Source organism: Streptomyces chartreusis NRRL 3882 (assembly GCF_900236475.1).
Classification (GTDB): domain Bacteria; phylum Actinomycetota; class Actinomycetes; order Streptomycetales; family Streptomycetaceae; genus Streptomyces; species Streptomyces chartreusis_D.
In genome coordinates this window covers 7,499,458-7,519,379 of the sequence record NZ_LT963352.1, presented here as the reverse complement: position 1 = coordinate 7,519,379, position 19,922 = coordinate 7,499,458, and the positions used below count along the sequence as shown (strand labels likewise).

Sequence of the window (19,922 nt, the reverse complement as noted above, 5' to 3'; positions counted from 1 at the left end):
CGGGGGGCACCGAGCGATGCCGGCTCGGACGCCGGTGGTGCGGTCGCGACCGTGCCTTGGCATACGCTGTGTGACCGCTCCGGAATCCTGCGTGAACGTCTCATGAACTGCGCTTGGGCCTGCGCCGGTGGAGTCATCATGCTCCCGTGCACTCCTGGACGGATACTCTCCGCTTCGCCTTCCAACCGGTGGTCAACCTGACGACCGGCGCGGTCGCGGGACTGGAGATACTCGCCCGCCCGGAGGCCGGCGACATCCTGGCCGAGGCCCGCCGGGACCCCGAGCTCGACAGCCGACTGGCGGTGTCGGCGGTCCGCGCGGCGGTGCGCAAGGAGACGCTGTTGCCACTGTTCGTCAACGTCTTCGCCGGCACCCTCGCGGACCTCGGCGGCCTGCCTTCGCTGCATGACGCCGTGCGCGAGGCCGGGCGGCTTCCGTGGGAGGTGACGATCGACGTCTGTCCGCCGTACACGCACGTGCCGCAGCGGGCACTGCTGGAGGGGGTGTCCAGGCTGCGCGATCAGGGCTTCCGGATCTGCGCGGACGGTGTCGGTGACGGGGACGTGCCCTTGCGGCTCCTCGCGGACATCACGCCCCAGCTGGTGAAGCTGGACGCGTCGCTGCTGGCACGGCCGGCGGTGGTGCGGTCGATGCGGACGCTGTGCGACGGGTTGGGAGCCCTCCTGGCCGTCGAGGGCGTGGAGACCGAAGGGCAGTACGCGGCGGCGCTGGCGGCCGGGGCACAGCTGGCACAGGGCGAGCTGTTCGCCCCGCCGGCCCGGCTGCCCGCTGCGGACGTCTATGTTCCGCCCCGCTCCCCCGCCGATGTGGCCGTGCCGCGGTCGGGGCCGTCGGTGCGGGAGTTCGTGCGGCCCGCCGCGCTGCTGCCCGCCTCGGCGTCCGCGGGGCAGGTGCGGGCGCTGCTGACCGGGTCACCGGATGTGTCCGGGGTGCTGCTCGTGGACACCGCCGGAGTGCCGGTCCGGTCGGTGCACCGGTCCCGCTTCCTGTTGTCGATGTCGGGGCGCTACGGGCACGCCCTGTACGCCGATCGGCCCGCGGCCAAGCTCGGTGACCCGCCGCGGACGGTGGGCATCGACGCCACCGCATGGGAGGTGCTGGACGTCGTGGCGGTCGGTGGGCGGGACCGCACGTCGGACGATGTGGCCGTCGTGGACGAGTACGGGCGCTGTGTGGGCGTCGTACGGCTCGCGGATCTCGTGCGCGCACTGGCCGAGACGCGGGTGGAGGAGGCGGCGGGGTTGAATCCGCTGACGCGCCTGCCCGGCTCGGACGCGATCACCGGTGAGGTGGACCGGCGGATCGCGTCCGGGCGGGCCTTCGCGCTGAGCTGGCTGGACGTCGACCACTTCAAGCAGGTCAACGACGGGGCCGGGTTCGCGGCGGGCGACGAGCTGATCCGGGCGGTGGGGCGTGCTTTGCAGCAGGCCGCGACGGACGGCACCCGCGTGGGACACATCGGCGGCGACGATTTCCTGGTGCTCGCAGAACCGGAGGGGCTCGATCCGCTGGCCGCCGCCGTGCTGGACGCTCCCTGGTCGGCCGACGGTCGGCCGGTCACGCTGTCGCTCGCCACGGTGCTGTGCGCGCCGGGCAGTGTGACCGACCACCGGCAGGCGGCGGCTTGCCTGGCGCCCCTGAAGAAGGCGGCGAAGGCGTTGCACGGTGCGAGTTGGGTGCTGGGCCGGGCGGGCACGTCCGGACATGAGACCCGCCGCGGCGCTGAGCCGGCACCGGCCCCGGCTTGAGAGGACCGCGCAGGGGCTCCCGCAGCCTGGAGGGGCGGTGTGCAGGACTGAGAGCCCGCACCGGCCCGGCGGGGTCGTGGCGCTGTCCGGGTGGGCGCCCGGGCACGGCAGTGACCGGCTCGCCAGGGCCCGGCAGACGGCCTGGGGCGGGGCACGACTCGTCCGGTTGAGAGACCGCCTGGTCAGGTGGATGCTGGTGGCTAGCAAGCGAGGAGTCAGGTGCGTCTGGGCGGTCGCCTACGGCGGAGCCCGGCGGAGGCCGGACGACACCACCAGCAAGGCCTTGCGCGGCTCACGGAAGCACGCGCAGGCCCCGACCAGATCTGAACAGTGACCCGACCGGGCGCCGCCAGGGCCGTGCAACCGGCCACCCGGCCCGGCAGTCCCGCCACCGTCACCCCAGGCCGTCAACCGTTGCGGTCGGCGACCTTGACGCCCCCTGGGCGCCGGTGAACACTTCCGGTGTCAGTCGACATCGCCGTACATACTCGGCGTATCCGGCACTGCGGCGCGTCGGCGCGCCTACGCCAAGGCCCTTTCTCCACGGGCGATTCGGCTGCGATCGGCACGCTCGTCACGGACGCCGGGCGGGGCGCGGGATTTTCCTGCCTTCGGCTGAAGTAGCCATGGGAAACGCACCCCGCACATGAGGACCGGGGCGGATCGTCCCGGGGCCTCGCCCTAGGAGCCGCCATGAGCAACGTGGACATCTTCGTTCGGCGAGATCATCGGCACGGCGATCCTGCTCCTCGTCGGCGCGGGGGTCTGCGCCGCCGTCACCCACAAGGTCCGGGCTCGGCATCTTCTCCGCCGTCCCGGAGATCAGGAACCCGTTGGCCAACCTGATGGCGGGGTTCCTGGGGGTTACGCCTGAATCCCGGTGGCAGGGCCCGCGGCCGGCGGAATTCTCGGGGCCCTCATCTACAACACAGCCTTCTGACCAAGCGATCAAGAGGTAGTAGCCATGACGGACAACTCCGAGAAGTACGTAGCAGCGATCGACCAGGGCACCACCTCGAGCCGCTGCATCGTCTTCGACCAGAACGGTGCCATCGTCGCCGTGGACCAGCGTGAGCACCGACAGATCTTCCCGAAGCCCGGGTGGGTGGAGCACGACGCCACCGAGATCTGGTCCAAGGTGCAGGCGGTGGTCGCCGGGGCGCTCGCCAAGGCCGGGCTGCGCGCCGACCAGCTGAGCGCGATGGGAATCACCAACCAGCGCGAGACGACTCTCCTGTGGGACCGCACGACCGGAAAGCCGGTGCACAACGCCATCGTGTGGCAGGACACGCGGACGGCGGCGCTGTGCAACCAGCTGGGCGGCTCGGACGGGCAGGACCGCTTCCGCGAGCAGACGGGTCTGCCGCTGGCCACCTACTTCTCCGGACCCAAGGCGGCGTGGCTGCTCGACAACGTGCCCGACCTCCGGGCCCGGGCGGAACGCGGTGAGATCGCCTTCGGAACGATCGACTCCTGGCTGATCTGGAACCTCACCGGCGGCACCGACGGCGGGCAGCACGTCACCGACGTGACCAACGCCGGGCGCACCATGCTGATGAACCTGGAGACCCTCCAGTGGGACTCCTCGATCGCCTCGGCGATGAACATTCCCGAGGCCATGCTGCCGGAGATCCGGTCCTCCGCCGAGGTGTACGGCACTGCCGTCGGCCAGCTCGCCGGCGTGCCCGTGGCCTCCGCGCTGGGCGACCAGCAAGCCGCCGTGTTCGGCCAGGCCTGCTACGACGTGGGCACCGCGAAGAACACGTACGGCACGGGCAGCTTCCTTCTGCTCAACACCGGAAACCGCCCGGTGCCGTCGAAGAGCGGCCTGCTGACGACGATGGGATACAAGATCGGCAGCGAGGCGCCGGTCTACTGCCTGGAGGGGTCGATAGCCATAACGGGCGCGCTGGTCCAGTGGTTCCGCGACCAGCTCGGCATCATCCGTACCGCCGACGAGATCGAGCCCCTGGCCGCGAGCGTGGAGGACAACGGGGGCGCGTACATCGTGCCGGCGTTCTCGGGCCTGTTCGCGCCGTACTGGCGCTCCGACGCTCGGGGCGTGGTCACCGGGCTGACCCGCTACGTCACGAAGGCGCACCTCGCGCGCGCGGTGCTGGAGGCGACCAGCTGGCAGACACGCGAGGTCGTGGACGCCATGTACCAGGACTCCGGGGTGCACATCACCACCCTGAAGGTCGACGGTGGCATGACGAAGAACAACCTGCTCATGCAGCACCAGGCGGACGTGCTCGACGTGCCGGTGGTGCGGCCCAAGGTCTCCGAGACGACCTGTCTGGGCGCCGCGTACGCGGCCGGTCTGGCCACCGGCGTGTGGAACGACCTTGACGAGCTCAAGGCGCACTGGCAGAAGGACGTCGAGTGGACACCGTCCATGGACGCGTCGGTGCGGGATCGCGAGCACCACAACTGGCGCAAGGCCGTGGAGAAGAGCTTCGGCTGGGAGGAGGACGGCGACAGCTAGCCACGCGCGCGTGGAGCGGCCTTTCCGGACTGCGGACCGTACCCCTGTCGGCGGGGGTACGGTCCGCGCCCGCTGGTCGGGCGAGCGTCAGGTGGCCACCGTCTGGCGGCGGTCGGCCGCGTACGCCATGGCGTGCTGGACGACGCCGATGAGTGCTTCCTTGACCGACTCGCGGTCGCGGGCGTCGCACATCATGAGCGGGACGCCGTCGTCGAGGTCGAGGGCCTGGCGCACGTCCTCGACCGGGTAACGCGGGGCGCCCTCGAAGCAGTTGACGCCGACGAGGAACGGTATCTCGCGCCGTTCGAAGTAGTCGACGGCGGCGAAGCAGTCCTCAAGGCGGCGGGTGTCGGCGAGGACGACGGCTCCGAGGGCGCCCTCGGAGAGCTCGTCCCACATGAACCAGAACCGCTCCTGGCCGGGCGTGCCGAAGAGGTACAGCACCAGGTCCTCGCGGAGCGTGATGCGGCCGAAGTCCATGGCCACGGTCGTGGTGTGCTTGCCTTCCACACCGCTGGTGTCGTCGACCGGGCGCCCGGCCTCGGTGAGCAGCTCCTCGGTGCGCAGCGGCCGGATCTCGCTGACCGCGCCGACGAGCGTGGTCTTGCCCACGCCGAAGCCGCCGGCCACCAGGATCTTGAGCGTGACGGGCTCGACCGGAGGCTTGCCGCGCTCAGAACGCCCGAAGATCATCGATCTCTTCTCCTGCTTGATGGGGGTCGGGCGACGGCGGGCCGTAGCCTCCGCCGCCTGGGGTTTCGATGACGAGTACGTCGCCCGCGACGACATCCGCGGAGTCGCTGCCGCCGAGTTCGGTCACGGCGCCGTCGGCGTGTTCCACCCGGTTGGCGCCGAGAGCGCCCGGCTCGCCGCCCGCCATACCGTACGGGGGGACACGGCGGTGCTGGGACAGTGTGGAGACGGTCATGGGCTCCAGGAACCGGATGCGACGCACCGCGCCGTCGCCGCCGCGCCACCGGCCGGCTCCGCCGCTGCCGCGCCGGACCGCGAAGTCCTCGAGGCGCACGGGCAGTCGCCACTCCAGGACCTCGGGGTCGGTGAGGCGGGAGTTGGTCATGTGCGTCTGGACGACGGGGGCGCCGGGGAAACCGTCGCCCGCGCCGGAGCCGGAGGCGACGGTCTCGTAGTACTGGTGGCGTTCGTTCCCGAAGGTGACGTTGTTCATGGTCCCGGAGCCCTCGGCCTGGACGCCCAGCGCCGCGTAGAGGGCACCGGTGATGGCCTGGGAGGTCTCCACGTTGCCTGCGACGACGGCGGCCGGCGGCTCGGGGGAGAGCAGGGAGCCGGGCGGTACGACGATGTCCAAGGGGCGCAGGCAGCCGTCGTTGAGGGGGATGTCATCGGCGACGAGCGTGCGGAAGACGTACAGGACGGCCGCGTTGACGACCGAGAAGGGGGCGTTGAAGTTGGTGGGCAGCTGCGCCGAGGTGCCGGTGAAGTCGATGGTCGCCGCACGGTTCTCGCGGTCCACGCGCACGCTGACGCGAATGACCGCGCCCGAGTCGGTCTCGTAGGCGTAGTCGCCGTCGTCGAGGGCGTCGATGACGCGGCGTACGGCCTCTTCCGCGTTGTCCTGGACGTGCCTCATGTAGGCCTGGACGACATCGAGGCCGAAGTCCTCGATCATGCGGCCGACCTCGTCGACGCCCTTCTGGTTGGCGGCGATCTGGGCGCGCAGGTCGGCGAGGTTGGTCTTCGGGTTGCGGGAGGGGTACGGCGCCTCGGTGAGCAGGCGGAGGGTCTCGGCCTCGCGGAAGCGGCCGTTCTCGGCGAGCAGCCAGTTGTCGAAGAGGACGCCCTCCTCTTCGATGGTGCGGCTGTTCGCGGGCATGGAGCCGGGGGCGATGCCGCCGATCTCGGCGTGGTGGCCGCGTGAGGCGACGTAGAAGAGGATCTCCGGGTCACTCTCCGTGTCGTCCGACGGTGCGGTGTCGAAGACGGGGGTGATCACGGTGACGTCGGGCAGATGGGTGCCGCCGTGGTACGGGTCGTTGACGGCGTACGTGTCGCCCGGGCGCATGCGGGAGCCCCGCCGCCGGATGACCTCCTTGACGCTCGTGCCCATGGAGCCCAGGTGGACGGGGATGTGCGGGGCGTTGGCCACCAGGTTTCCGTCAGGGTCGAAGAGCGCGCAGGAGAAGTCCAGGCGCTCCTTGATGTTGACGGACTGGGCCGTGGATTCGAGGCGGGCGCCCATCTGCTCGGCGATGGACATGAAGAGGTTGTTGAAGACCTCAAGGAGAACGGGGTCGACTTTTGTATCGAGATCGGAACTCTGCGTAATCGCGGCCCGTTCCATGACCAGATGCCCGTCGTCGGTCGCCACGGCCCGCCAGCCGTCGTCGACGACGGTCGTCGCGCCGGCTTCCGTGATGATCGCGGGACCGGTGACGGTGTCGCCGGGAGGAAGGGCCTCGCGGCGGTGGAGGGGTACGTCGCGCCAGGCTCCGCCCGTGTGGAGGCGGACGGTTCGCGACGCCGCGGGGCTGCCGTCGGTCGTGGCCTCGTAGGGAGCGAGGGCGGACAGATCGGGGGGTTCGGTGGTGCCGGTGGCTTCTACGGAGAGGGCTTCGACGACGATCGGGCGGTCGAGCGTGAAGGAGTACGTGGCGCGATGACGTTCTTCGAAGGCGTGCCGCATGGTGCAGGGGTCGGTCAGCTCGACGGTGAGGGTGGTGTCTGTGCCGTCGTAGCGGAGCTGCGCGCGGCGGGTGATCTCGATGTGCTCCTCGGGGACGTCCTCGGCGAGGAGTTCGGCGCGTGCCGCGGCTTCCAGGTCTTCTGCGGTCTTGAGGACACCGGGCATGGAGGCCGGCTCCAGTGGTGCCTCGACGGACTGTTCGCGCATGGCGGTGGTGTCGGCGAGGCCGATGCCGAGTGCGGAGAGGACACCGGCCATGGGCGGCACGAGGACGGTGCGGATGCCGAGCGAGTCGGCGACCAGGCAGGCGTGCTGGCCGCCGGCGCCGCCGAAGGTGGTGAGGGCATAGCGGGTGACGTCATGGCCCTTCTGGACGGAGATGCGCTTCACGGCGGACGCGATGTTGGCGACGGCGATCTGCAGGTAGCCCTCGGCGACCTGTTCGGGCGTGCGGTCGTCGCCGGTCTTCTCGCGGATCTCACGCGCGAGGGCGGTGAAGCGGTCCCGGACGAGCGCGTCGTCGAGGGGCTCGTCGCCGTTCGCGCCGAACACCTTCGGGAAGTGGGCGGGCTGGATGCGACCGAGCATGACGTTGGCGTCGGTGACGGCGAGCGGGCCGCCGCCGCGGTAGCAGGCGGGCCCCGGGTCCGCGCCCGCCGAGTCAGGCCCTACGCGGTAGCGGGAGCCGTCGAAGTGCAGGACCGAGCCGCCGCCGGCGGCGACGGTGTGGATGTCGAGCATGGGGGCGCGCAGCCGGACGCCGGCGATCCGGCTGGTGAAGACGCGTTCGTACTCGCCCGCGAAGTGGGAGACGTCGGTGGAGGTGCCGCCCATGTCGAAGCCGATGACGCGGTCGAAGCCGGCGAGCTGCGACATGCGGGCCATCCCGACGATGCCGCCGGCCGGCCCGGACAGGATGGCGTCCTTGCCGCGGAACTGGCCGGCCTCGGTGAGACCGCCGTTGGACTGCATGAACATCAGCCGTACGCCTTCCAGGGCGTCGGCGACGTGCCGGACGTAGCGGCGCAGGACGGGAGAGAGGTAGGCGTCGACGACGGCGGTGTCCCCGCGGGGGACGAGTTTCATCAGGGGGCTGACTTCGCTGGAGAGCGAGATCTGCGGGAAGCCGATGCGGGCGGCGAGTTCCCCGACGGCACGTTCGTGGGCGGGGTGGAGGTGGCTGTGCATGCAGACCACGGCGACGGCCCGGATCCCGTCGTCGTACGCCTCTCGGAGGGGCGCGGCGAGGGCGTCGAGGTCGGGCGCGCGCAGGAGGGTGCCGTCGGCGGCGATGCGCTCGTCGACCTCGACGACCCGTTCGTACAGCAGCTCGGGCAGTTCGATGCGGCGGGCGAAGATGCTCGGGCGGTTCTGGTAGGCGATGCGCAGGGCGTCGCGGAAGCCCCGGGTGATGACCAGCAGGGTGCGTTCGCCCTTGCGCTCCAGGAGGGCGTTGGTGGCGACCGTGGTGCCCATGCGCACGGTGTCGACGGGGTCGTCGGAGCCGGCCAGCAGGGTGCGGACGCCCTCGACGGCCGCGTCGGCGTAGCGGGCGGGGCTGTCCGACAGCAGCTTGTGCGTGAACAGCCGGCCGTCCGGGCGACGCGCGACGATGTCGGTGAACGTGCCGCCTCGGTCGACCCAGAACTGCCAGCCTGTCACGTCAGTACCCCGCTTCCGCGCTGCTCACAGCGCCCGGAGGCCGTTGATCACGTCGCGCAGAATACTCTCGTCCGGCAGTTCGGCAGGGGGTACGGGCCGGTTCACATGGACGAATTCCGCGTCCACGAGATCTCCGACAAGGACCCGTACCACCCCGATCGGCAGGTCGAGTTCCGCTGCGAGTTCGGCGACCGACTGCGGGACGTCACGACACAGTTCGACGATGTCCACATGCTCCGGGGAGAGCATGTGGTCCGCTTCCGGGTCGTCCGCGTGCGGTTCCGTGACCACGACCGCGATCAGGTCCAGGCGGTGCTGGCCCTGGCTGCTGGTGCGGCCGCGCGTCATGGCGTACGGACGGACGACCGGTCCGGCCTCGTCGTCGAACCAGTGGCTTCTTCCCTGACCGTCAGCGCTCATGTCATCCCACTACCCGCCTGCGGGCAGATCGGTGCGCGGAGCGGCACCCAGATGCACACCCACCCGCTTCACGAGGAGCGTCATCTCGTAGGCGACCTGGCCGACGTCCGAGTCGGCGTCCGAGAGGACGGCGAGGCAGCTGCCGTCGCCGGCGGCCGTCACGAACAGGAAGGCGTCGTCGAGCTCGACGACCGTCTGACGGACGTTGCCGGCCTCGAAGTGGCGTCCCACGCCCTTGGCAAGGCTGTGGAATCCGGAGGCGACGGCGGCCAGGTGCTCGCTGTCCTCCCTGGTCAGGTCCCTGGACAACCCTGTCGGCAAACCGTCGCCGGAGAGCACGAGGGCCTTGCGGATACTCGCGACGCGGTCCACCAGGTCGTCGAGGAGCCAGTTCAGCTCCCCCTTGTTGGCTGCGGTGTGGCCGGTCGCCTTCGGTGCGGTCATCGACCGTCCCCCTCTGTCGTTCCTTGTCGTGCTGTGCCGCTGTGGGCGGCGTCGCCCGCTGCGTTCTCCTCGCGGCCGCGCTGCCAGCCGCGCTGGAGCGAGGCCATACGGCTGCGTACTTCGTCGGCGTCGCGTTCGACGGGCTCGGTTCTGTCCTCGGTACGCGGCTCGGACCCCCGCTTCAGCTGGGGTGCCAGGTTGGCCTGGCGGACGCGCCGGGGCAGCGGCGCAGTGCCGGAGCGAGGCTCGTCCGGTGCGGAGCCGGGACTCTGTCCCCGTCGTCCGGAGCCGGGAGTCGACCCGGTCCCCTGCGGCATGGCAGCGGAAGCGGTCACCTGGCGCGCGGGCCCGCCGGTGGACTCCGGCCCGGGGCCCGGCCGACGGTCGGGGCCGTCCGGGCCACTCGAGGCGATCTCCGCGCGGCGTGTCCGCGTGGAAAGAGTGGGCGGTTCCGGCCCGGTGCCGGACGAGGCCGGCGATTCCATGCGGTCGTCGTTCCGCCCGGCCGCACCGATGCCCCGGCGGCCGGACTCCGCACCCCGACGGCGGGCCGGCAGGGGTGGCGGTGCGTCCGGCTGGGTTTCACCTCGCCGGCTGCCGGTCGAGGAGCCTTCGGTGCGGCGGCGGACCGGAAGCGCGGTCGCGGGCTCCGGCCCGGACCGGCCCGTGGCCCCGCCGCTCACGGAGGCGTCGCCCCGGCGACGCGAAGGGAGCGGGGCGGTGCCGTCCGGCTCCGCTCGACCGGTGCCCGAGGTGGTCTCCTCCTCGGTCTTCCCTCGCCGGGGGCGCTGCTCGGTGACCGGGCGCCCGTGCGAGCTGACCAGCTTCGGGGTGTGGCGGCGCGGCAGCTGGACCGGGGCGTTCGGGTCGTCGTCGGTGTCGGTCCGGTCGTGTGCGCTGTGGGCGTCGGCGGCCTGGCGCGGATCGGCGCGGCGGCCGGCTGCCTCGTCCTGGGCGCGGGCGAGGGGCCGGGGGCGGAACAGAGCGCCGTGTTCGCTGTCCTCGTCATCGAGCGCGCCGGGGAAGCCGCCGATGGCGTCCAGGTCGACGGGCGCCTCCAGCTCCACCGGGCCGTCCAGGAGGGAGGCCGGCAGGCCGGGCCGTTGCGCGGGCCCCTGGGACAGCGCGGCGCGGCGGCTGTCCTGCGGCTCGCTCTCCTTGGCCAGCTGGGGGCGGTCGAGCCGGAACCCGATGCCGTTCGTGTCCGGGGCGTCGTCCGTCAGCAGGGCGTCCGGGATGAAGACGACGGCGGTCGTGCCGCCGTACGGGGAGGGCTGCAAGGAGACGCGGACGTTCTGCCGCTGGGCGAGACGGCTGACCACGAACAGGCCGAGCCGGTCGGTGTCGGACAGCTCGAACTCCGGGGTCTCGGCGAGCCGGAGGTTGGCGTCCAGGAGCGCTTCGGCTGCCATGCCGAGGCCACGGTCGTGGATCTCCAGGGTGAAGCCGTTGGCGACTCGCTCACCCAGGACCTGGACGGCGGTGTGCGGTGGCGAGAAGACCGTGGCGTTCTCGAGGAGTTCCGCCACGAGATGGGTGATGTCGGCGACGGCCGGGCCGGTGACGGCGATACGCGGAAGGCGGCGGACCTCGATGCGCTCGTAGTCCTCGACCTCGGCGACGGCGGCGCGTACGACGTCCATGAGCTGGACGGGCTTGCGCCACTGCCGGGAGGGCGCGGCGCCGGAGAGGATCACGAGGCCCTCGGCGTGCCGGCGCATGCGGGTGGTCAGGTGGTCGAGGCGGAACAGGTCGGCGAGTTCCTCGGTGTCCTCGGTCCGGCGCTCCATGGCGTCGAGCAGGGTGAGCTGCTTGTGGAGCAGGACCTGGCTGCGGCGCGCGAGGTTGACGAAGACCTCGGAGACGCCGGCGCGCAGCTCGGCCTGCTTGACGGCGGCTTCGACGGCGGCGCGCTGGAGGGTGTTGAGGGCCTGGCCGACCTCGCCCATCTCGTTCTTGTCGTACTCGAGGCGCGGGACCTCGGTCTCGACGTCGACCTGCTCGCCGGCCGACAGCCGGCGCATCACGCTGGGCAGCCGCACTCCGGACGCCTCGTGGGCCTCCAGCCGCAGCTGTCGCAGGTCACGGATGAGGGTGCGGCCGACGCGGACGGACAGGAAGAGGGAGACCAGGAGAGCGAGCAGGCCGAGCACGCCGGCGATGACCGCCTTGGCGATGACGCCCATGGCCACCGGTTCGACGCGGTTCTGGTAGCGGTCGTTGGCCTGGTCGTTGAGCGTGCCGAGTTCGTCGAGTACGTTGCCGGCCGCGCTGTCCCAGCTCTTGGCGGTGACGCCGCGCGGGGTTCCGTCGGCGGATGAGACGGCCGCCTCCTCGGCCACGCGCAGCGGAGCGGTGGAGGCGTTCTTCCAGAAGCTCTCGTAGCGGTCGCGTTCCGAGACGGGCAGCAGCGGGAGGTTGGTGTCGTACATCAGGGTGCGCTGCGCCACGAGGTCGGAGATATCACGCTCTTCGGAGCGCGAGATCTTGCCGACGATCAGGGCGGAGCCGAGCAGGGCGTCCTCGCGGGAGAGCAGTTCGCGGGCGCGTGCGACATTGACCAGCGCGCGGTACTGCTTGTCCAGTTCCACGTTGTCGACGACGTGGAGGTTGGCGAGCAGGACGTAACACGGGTCGACCAGCCGGTTGTAGAGGTCGAGGGCCTGGGAGCGGTTGACGGTGCCGTCCTCGACACTGCGGCGCAGCGACTCGATGCCCTCGAAGGCGTCCAGGACCGCGGTCAGCCGCTCGTCGGTGTCCGCTCCCATCGCGTCGCGCACGTCCGGATTCCGCGCGTTCTCACGGATGCTGCCGACGGCCTCGTCGGTGGCGGTCCGGCTGCGCCGGAGTGCGGCGAGCCCGTCGGAGGCACGGGGGTCGGCGAGGTAGACCAGGGTCTGACGACGCTCCTCCTGGAGGACACGGACGGTGTCCTCGATCGGATAGCCGATCTTCTCCACCACGGACGACACGTTGAACAGGTCGCCCGCCTCACGTCCCGTGAGCACCGTGGCGAAGGCCCAGATCGCGGTGAGGGACACCAGCGGCACGAGAAGCAGCGCCACGATCTTCCGGCGGATGGACTTCCCGCGAAAGCGCATGGCCTCCCCCAGCTCGGGCCCCCGGGCTACCGGGGGTACACATGTGCGTCAACAAACGGCGCGAGCCTACTACCGACGCCCAGGGAACTCGAAAGCCGGTCCGGAAGGTGAACTTCCGCGCCACGCACGAGGCATGTGGAGTTGTCCGGGCATTGCGGGAGTTGTCTCCCCGAAACCGATCGCGGTCGCGTGGGTCAAGGCCCCTGGACCGCCTGAGCGGTTGGCTGAAATTTTTCGGTTTCGGGGAATCTTCGTGGGGGGTTGTTCGTCCTTCTCTACGGGAAATGGGGGCGGAATCGGCCACAGGAGCCGCATCCCGCCCCTGGGCGGCGTAAAGCAGCGCAAGCCGGGCAGCCACTGGGGAGCAAGGGTCTTCGGATGTGAGCGAGCAGTCTGCCGGCGGTGGGGAGTGACACGGTGATGGGCACGGCGGAGCGGCGCGGGGCGCCCAGGGCGGGTGGGGGGCATGTGACAGCGCATCAGGATGCCGAAGCGACTGATCGCGACAATCGGGCTGACGAGGCGGAGAGCACGGCGCGAGAGGCAGGGCCGGCTCGCGAGGCGGGCCCTGACGTGCGAGAACAGCAGTACTACCGGCCCCTGTGGGTCGAGGAGCCGGCGCGGCGGCGCCGGTTGCCGGATCCGGTGCGGACGGCTGCCGTGCGGTCGGTCCTTCTCGTCGCTCTGACTCTGATACAGGCCATGGTGGCCTTCCTGTGCACGATGGCCGGGTCGTGGTTGGCGTTCCCGATGGTGATCAGCAGCGTGGTCAGCACGATCGTGGCGACCTGGGGAGCGCTCGATGTGTGGGTGACGCGTCAGGTCTGGAACCAGCGCAACGGCGTGGTGTCCATGCCGAGCAGCACGGCACGGACGCTGCGACGCGAGCGCCGCCGGGCCCGACGGCAGGCGCGCGCAGCCGAGCGGGCGCAGGAGCGCATACGCCGGCGGGGCGGGGCTGGGCAGTTGTCCCACTCGTGAGGGACCACGGGCAGTTGTCCGTCGTGAGGGGTGACGGGCGGTCGTTCCCGTGAGGGGTGAAGGCCGGGGCTCTGGTGATGCTGATCCTCTGGCGCAACACCCGTCCCACACCCCAGGGTTGGTTCGACCGACCGAGCCCGCCCTGAGGAGCGCCCCTTGAGGAACCGCCCATGAGACCGACCGCGCAGTCCGCAGAACCACACGGCCAGGACGACGCCGAACTCACCGAGTTCGGCTACAGACCCGAACTCAAACGCACCCTCGGCAACTTCCACACCTTCGCCGCCGGGATCAGCTACATCTCGATCCTGACCGGCACCTTCCAGCTGTTCTACTTCGGTTACGGCAGCGGCGGCCCCGCCTACTGGTGGTCGTGGCCGATGGTCTTCGTCGGCCAGTTCATGGTCGCCCTGTGCTTCGCGGAACTCGCCGCCCGCTATCCCGTCGCCGGCTCGGTCTACAACTGGTCGAAGAAGATCGGCAATCCACATCTGGGCTGGCTCGCCGGCTGGATGATGCTGATCGCCTCGATCGTGTCCATATCGGCCGTGGCACTGGCCTATCAGCTGACGCTGCCCCAGATCTCGTCTTTCTTCCAGTTCGTGGGGGACGGCACGGGTACGTACGACGTGGCGACCAACGCGGTCATCCTGGCCGCGGTGTTGATCCTGTTCACCACCCTGGTGAACGCCTTCGGCGTCAAGTTGATGGCCAGGATCAACACCGCGGGCGTGTTCATCGAGTTGATCGCCACTGTCGTGTTGATCGCCCTGTTCGCGGTCCACATCACGCGTGGTCCGCAGGTCGTGATGGAGACGCACGGCACCGGTGCCGGCTACGGCAACGGGTACCTCGGTGCCTTCCTGGTGGCCTCGCTGGCCTCGGCGTACGTCATGTACGGCTTCGACACCGCCGCCTCGCTCGGCGAGGAGTCCCTGGACCCGACCCGCAACGCGCCGCGCGCCATCATCCGGGCCATCGTCGCCTCCTTCGTGCTCGGCGGCCTGATCCTGCTGCTCGCGCTGATGAGCGTCTCCAGCCTGAAGGGCGAGAAGCTGTCCACGGACGGCTTGCAGTACATCGTCCTGGACGTGCTGGGTCCGACGGCCGGCAAGGCGATGCTGTGGTGCGTGCTGATCGCGGTGACGGTGTGCGCCCTGGCGGTGCACACGGCGGCGGTCCGGCTGGCGTTCGCGATGGCCCGCGACAACAACCTGCCCGCGTCCTCGCGGCTGGCCAAGTGCCATCCGCGCTTCCAGACGCCGGTGCTGCCGACCGTGATCATCGGGATCCTCGCGCTGGCCATCCTGGTGGTCAACATCCGCCAGCCGCAGATCTTCACCGTCGTCACCAGCATCGGCATCATCATGATCTACCTTGCCTACCTGGGCGTCACGGTGCCGCTGCTGGTCGCGCGGCTGCGCGGCACGTGGCAGCCCGCGGGCGAGGGCCGGTTCTCGCTGGGCCGCTGGGGACTGCCGGTCAACATCGTGGCCGTGCTGTGGGGCACGGCCATGACGCTCAACCTGATCTGGCCGCGGGCCGCGGTCTACAACGCCACGGCCCCGTACCACTGGTACCTGCGCTGGGGCGCGGTGCTGTTCGTCGCCGTCATCGCGGGCGGCGGCTTCGCCTACTACTGGTTCGTCCAGCGGCACCGGACCGGCGTGCTCGCCGAACACCGTTCGGACGCCGGGGCCGCTGCTCCCCTCACCGCCCCGGCGGCCGACTGAGGAGGGTTCTAAGGCGTCGTGGACGCGGGGCGTTTGTACATCCTGGTCGCCGTGATCTCGCTGTGTACCGCCTCCCCCGCCTGGGGCTGCTGCGGCAGCCCCGGGCGGAGGTGTTCCTCGACGCTGATGTATTTGAGGCCGGCCCTCAGGTCGGCGTCGTTGCGCATGCGGATGACCAGGGGGAACTCGGCTAGCGCCGTGGTGTCGAACAGGCCCGTGGTGTAGAGGAGCTGGACGCCCAGGGCGTCCGACACCGCCCGCTGGAGTTCCAGCAGGTAGGTGGCGTTGGCCCGGCCGATGGGGTTGTCGAGGAACAGCGTGCCGGCGTGCCGGTGCTTGTCCCGGCCCCGGTCGTTCGAGCGCAGCGCGGCCATCGTGCAGTACAGGGCGATCGCGGCGGTGAGCAGCTGGCCGCCGGAGAAGACGTCGCCCATCTGGCCGACGGGGACGCGCTCGGCCCGCAGCACCGCGTCGGGCTTGAGGATCTCGACGGCGACGCCCTTGGGCTGGAGCGCCGCCGCGACGCCCCGCAGCAGCAGGGACATGCCGTCACGCCGCAGGTCGGAGTTCTTCTTGACGGCGGCGCGGGTCGCCTCGTCGATGACCTCGCCCAGCCGCTCGGTGAGCGTGGCCTGGTCGGGCTCCTCGAAGCGGATGCGGAGGAACTCCTGTCCCGACCACTCGCCGAGGCCCTCCGGAAGGCGGGAGAGCCGCTGGGCGGAGCGCAGGGTGGCCAGGGCCGATTCGACCAGGCCGCGCAGGCGGTCCACGATCGAGTCGCGGTTGCGCTCCAGTTGCTCCAGCTCGTCGGTCAGGACCCGGAGCCGGGGCGCGAAGGCGTCGGCCCACTTCTGGGCGTGCTCGGGCAGCGCGGAGGCGGGTAGTTCGCGGATCTGCTGCCGTGCCGGGGTGCGGACCTGCTCGTAGCGCGTGGAGTTGGCGTGCCGGACGAGGATGTCGCTGGCCTCCCGGACGGCGGCCTCCGCGGCGGACAGGTCGGCGGCGCAGCCGCGCAGGGAGCGGCGGGCCTCGGCAGCCGACTGCCGGGCCTCCTCCGGACTGCCGGGGTACGGCTCGGTCTCCTCCTGCTCCTCGTCCGTGGTGTGCTCGCGCAGCAGGTCGCGGAGCATGGCGGCGATCTCGTCGAAGCCGCTCGCCGCGTCCTCGGCGGCCCGGTGGGCGTCGAGGAGCTCGGCGTGCGCCTCGCGGGCCTGGTTCAGCGCCTCGGTGTGGGAGGCGAGTTCGGCCGTGGCGGTGCGCAGCAGGGCCTGTGCGTGCTCGGCGTCGCGCGGCTGGAGGTCTTCGGGGAGGTCGGTGTGGGCCTCGCCGTCCTCGGGGGCGTGCCGTTCGGCCTCGCCGCGCAGCCGCCCGAGCTGCTCACTCGCGCTCGACATACGCGTCTCCAGGAGCTGCACCAGCTCCTCGGCACGGGCGGCGGCGGCCTGGCGGCTGGGTCCGTCGGAGCCGTCGGGGGATTCGAGGAGCTGTTCGGCGCGCGTACGGACCTTGTTGCTCAGCCGGTCCAGCTCCGCGCGGGCCGCGCTCTCGTCGCTCTCCGCACGGGCCTGCTCGGCCCGCAGATCGGCGCCGACGCCGACCTTCTCGTACAGCTGCGACGCCGCCCGGTAGGCCTCGCGCAGCGCGGGCAGGGAGGCCTTCGGGGTCTGGGCGTCGTCCTCGGGTACGTCGTCTGGGGCGCCGGCGATCTCGGAGCGCTCGGCGCGCAGCGCGCGGGCGGTGCGGCGGGCGTCGTCGGCGGCGCGCTGGGCGGCCCGGCGGTCCTCGTCGGCGGCCCGGGCCCGCTCCAGGCAGGCCTGGGCGCTCGCCTCGGCCTCGGCCGCCTCGTCGGCCAGTTCGCGCAGCTTGACCTGCCAGCCGGCCCGCTCACGAAGGCGGAAGGCGAGCCCGGCGAGGGCGTCGGCGGAGCGGCGGGCCTTCTGGGCGGCCTCCTGCCGCTCGTCGCGCACGCGCGCGGCCTCGGCGGCGGCCTCGTCGGCCTCGGCCCGCACGGTGCGCGCCTCGGCCAGCTCGGCTTCCGACTCCTCGGCGAACGCGCGGGTGTCGTGCGCGGCCTGGGCCAGCTCGGCCAGCCGGCCGGCCGGGCAGCCGGTGCGCCAGGAGGCGAGCCGGGCGGCCAGCTCCCGGTCCTTGCCGAGCCGGGCGGCGAGCGTGCGGATCTCCTCGTCGCGCTCGGCCGCCCGGGCGCGCAGCGCCTGGCGCTCCTCGTCCGCGGCGTGCTCGTCGTGCATGGCCGGGTTCGGCGGGACGAGGAACACGTCGCCGCTGTCGGTGTCCGGGGCGGGGGTCGGGGCGAGCAGGGCGGCGGCCGTGCCGACCGCCACGGCGGACCGGGGCAGCAGCGCCGCGTCGCCCAGCGCCTCCCGGGCGCGGGCGTGGGAGTCGGGGTCGGTGATGATCACGCCGTCGACCACTTCGGGCCGGGCGGCCAGCACGCGTGCGTGGTCGGCCGGGTCGACGGCCTGCGCGAGATAGCGCCAGCCGGGCAGCGCGGGGATGCCGTGCTCGCCGAGGAACTCGACCGTGGCCAGCACGTCGGGGCCGGGGGGCAGCAGCCCGCCGTCACCGAGCGCGCCGAGGATCCGGGAGTCGTCGGCGGCGGCCGTACGCAGGTCGAACAGCTGCCGTTCGGCGGAGCTGACGGCGTCGTCGAGCAGTTCGCGCAGGTCGTCGGCGAAGCGGTCGAGCTCCTCGGGGCTGAGGCCCTGCTCGCCGGGGAGGGGCCGGGGGGCCGGCTCGCTGTCCGTGCCGTGCCGGGGCTGCGGGATGCCCGGGCGGGTCTCGGAGGTCAGGCTGAGCAGTTCCGCCAGCCGCTCCTCCCCCGCCAGCGCCTCGGCGGTGCGGCGCTCGGCCTCGTACGACCGCTCGGCGGCCGTCGCCGCGTCGGCCGCGCGGGCGGCGGTCAGTTCCGCGCGGGTCTCGGCGGCGGCGGCCTCACGCGCGTGCTCGGTGGCCCGGCGGGACGCCTCGCGGGCCGAGTCCCAGGCCGCGACGGCGGTCTTCTCGGCGTCGCTGGCGGCGAGGGCCGCCCGGGCCGGGTCGGCGTCGGGCGCACTGTCGTCGAGCCAGCCGGCCCGGACGGCCTCAGCGGTCTCCTGCTCGACCTCGGCGAGGCGCTGCTTGAGGTGCCCGACCTCGCTGCGGGCGCGCTGCGCCTGCGTGGCGGCGGCGGTGGAGTCCCGGTACGCGGCGTCGCTGACCTCCTGGAGGGCAGCGGAGCGCTCCTCCTCCTCGTTGGCGTGGCTCTCGGCGTTCTCCGCGGCCGCGTGCAGGGCCCGTACGAGGTCCACGGCGGCCTTGGAGCGGGCGGCCAGGGCCGGAGCGGCATCGCGCTCCGCCTCCTGGATCGCGGCGGACACGCGGGCGACGCGGTCGGCGGCGGCGCGGTGGCGCAGTACGGCCTCGGCCGCCTGCCACGCCGAGTACAGCGTGCGGGCGTCGGCGAGCTCGCGCTTCTGCGCGGCGGCGGACTTCTCGGCCGCGGCGAGGGCCAGCGAGGCGTGCCGGTAGGCCAGTTCGGCGGAGATCAGCGCGCTGCGCTCGCGGGCCGCCTCCGCGTGGGTGACGGCGTACGCGGCGGCGGTGACCCGCTGGGCCAGGTCGGCGGCCCGGGCCCGCTCCTGCACACCGCGCGCGGACAGCCTGCGCGCCAGGGTGCGGGTACGGCGCTCGGCTCCGGCGTGGATGTCCCGCGCGCGGGAGCGGGCATCGGCGGCCTCGACGATCCGTCCGAGCAGGTCGACGGACCCGGCGGTGAAGTCGCGCTCGGCGATCAGCTCGGCGCGCCGGCCGAGCTTGTTGCCGAAGCCGCTGACGAGGTCGGCGAGCCCGTCGGTGTCACGGGTGTCGGTGACGGCGCGCAGCAGCAGGTCGGTGAAGTCGGCGTCCTTCTTGACCGCGAAGAGACCGGCGGCCTCGCCCTCGTCGGCGTTCATCTCCCGCTGGTAGCGGAAGAGCTCGGGGTCGAGTCCGAGGTCGCCCAGGTGCTCGATCCAGCGGTCGTGGATCTCCTCCCAGTGCACCTCCAGGTGCGGGTACGTCTTGCCCGCCTCCGTGAGGGCGTCACGGAAGCCCTTCATGGTGCGGCGCCGGCCGCGCGCGCCCGACTGGCCCTCGACCGGGGCCCGTACGGCGGTGGACTCGGCCACGGGGAGGTTGTCGAGGCTCAGTCCGGGCCCGGGCCGGAAGGAGTACCAGGCCTCGGCGAACTTGCGCGGGTCGTTGGAGACCTGGCGCCCTCGCCACTCGCTGACCTTGCCGACGACGACGCACTCACCGGTCAGCACGTGCTGCCACTCCAGCGCGACGTGGCCGCAGTCGTCGGCGAGCAGGAACTTGCGCAGCACACCGGAGCTGGCGCCGCCGAGCGTGTTCCGGTGCCCCGGCAGCATCACGGAGAAGATCAGCTTGAGCAGCACCGACTTGCCGCCGCCGTTCTCCAGGAAGAGCACACCCGCGGGCGCGGGCCGGCGCGGCGGGCCGACGGGCTCCTCCTCGAAGAACTCCGCCTGCGTGGGGGCGGGGTCGGGCACGGGCTCGCCCACACCGCGCAGGTCAAGCACGGTGTCGGCGTAGCGCGCACCGGCGGGCCCGATGGAGTAGAGGCGGACCCGGGACAGCTCGTACATGGCGGACTCTCGTAAGGCT

General features: G+C 72.0%; 10 protein-coding genes and 1 pseudogene. 5 read left to right on the top strand and 6 right to left on the bottom strand.

The features are described 5' to 3' along the window. The first annotated feature begins 146 nt into the window (after positions 1-146). The 3 genes and pseudogenes from SCNRRL3882_RS34100 (at position 147) to glpK (ending at position 4,254) form a co-directional block, all read left to right on the top strand. Positions 147-1,769 (top strand): GGDEF domain-containing protein, encoded by a 1,623-nt coding sequence (locus SCNRRL3882_RS34100; RefSeq protein ID WP_010046271.1) that lies wholly within the window; start codon positions 147-149, stop codon positions 1,767-1,769. Between the two features lie 693 nt (positions 1,770-2,462). Then, positions 2,463-2,550 (top strand): annotated as a pseudogene (locus tag SCNRRL3882_RS41980) (aquaporin family protein); the annotation flags it as partial. Between the two features lie 183 nt (positions 2,551-2,733). Then, entirely contained in the window at positions 2,734-4,254 is a 1,521-nt protein-coding gene (gene glpK / locus SCNRRL3882_RS34090; RefSeq protein WP_010046273.1) for a glycerol kinase GlpK, read from the top strand. A gap of 87 nt (positions 4,255-4,341) precedes the next feature. Here the strand turns inward: glpK and SCNRRL3882_RS34085 are convergent, their stop codons facing one another. From SCNRRL3882_RS34085 to SCNRRL3882_RS34065, 5 genes are read right to left on the bottom strand one after another with little or no spacing between them, the layout of a single operon-like run. Next, positions 4,342-4,947, bottom strand: a complete 606-nt coding sequence (locus SCNRRL3882_RS34085; protein WP_010046276.1) for a GTP-binding protein — start codon at positions 4,945-4,947, stop codon at positions 4,342-4,344. Then, on the bottom strand, positions 4,928-8,578 hold the full coding sequence (locus tag SCNRRL3882_RS34080; RefSeq protein WP_010046278.1) for a hydantoinase B/oxoprolinase family protein: 3,651 nt from the start codon (positions 8,576-8,578) through the stop codon (positions 4,928-4,930). Before SCNRRL3882_RS34080 ends, SCNRRL3882_RS34085 begins: the two co-directional genes overlap by 20 nt. 24 nt (positions 8,579-8,602) lie before the next feature. Next, on the bottom strand, positions 8,603-8,998 hold the full coding sequence (locus SCNRRL3882_RS34075) for a DUF742 domain-containing protein (RefSeq protein WP_010046285.1): 396 nt from the start codon (positions 8,996-8,998) through the stop codon (positions 8,603-8,605). A gap of 9 nt (positions 8,999-9,007) precedes the next feature. After that, positions 9,008-9,442, bottom strand: a complete 435-nt coding sequence (locus SCNRRL3882_RS34070) for a roadblock/LC7 domain-containing protein (protein ID WP_010046286.1) — start codon at positions 9,440-9,442, stop codon at positions 9,008-9,010. Next, positions 9,439-12,543, bottom strand: coding sequence for a nitrate- and nitrite sensing domain-containing protein (locus tag SCNRRL3882_RS34065; protein ID WP_010046287.1), 3,105 nt, complete (start codon positions 12,541-12,543; stop codon positions 9,439-9,441). Before SCNRRL3882_RS34065 ends, SCNRRL3882_RS34070 begins: the two co-directional genes overlap by 4 nt. A 420-nt stretch (positions 12,544-12,963) precedes the next feature. Here SCNRRL3882_RS34065 and SCNRRL3882_RS34060 point away from each other — a divergent pair, with 420 nt between their 5' ends. Continuing rightward, positions 12,964-13,524, top strand: a complete 561-nt coding sequence (locus SCNRRL3882_RS34060) for a hypothetical protein (protein ID WP_029181621.1) — start codon at positions 12,964-12,966, stop codon at positions 13,522-13,524. A 170-nt stretch (positions 13,525-13,694) separates the two neighbouring features. Next, the gene (locus SCNRRL3882_RS34055; protein ID WP_010046292.1) at positions 13,695-15,257 is read left to right on the top strand and encodes an APC family permease; all 1,563 of its coding nucleotides are present in this window, start codon (positions 13,695-13,697) and stop codon (positions 15,255-15,257) included. 8 nt (positions 15,258-15,265) lie between these two features. On the opposite strand, the gene SCNRRL3882_RS34050 is transcribed toward SCNRRL3882_RS34055, so the two are convergent. After that, entirely contained in the window at positions 15,266-19,903 is a 4,638-nt protein-coding gene (locus SCNRRL3882_RS34050) for a hypothetical protein (RefSeq protein WP_010046294.1), read from the bottom strand. Positions 19,904-19,922: the final 19 nt, after the last annotated feature.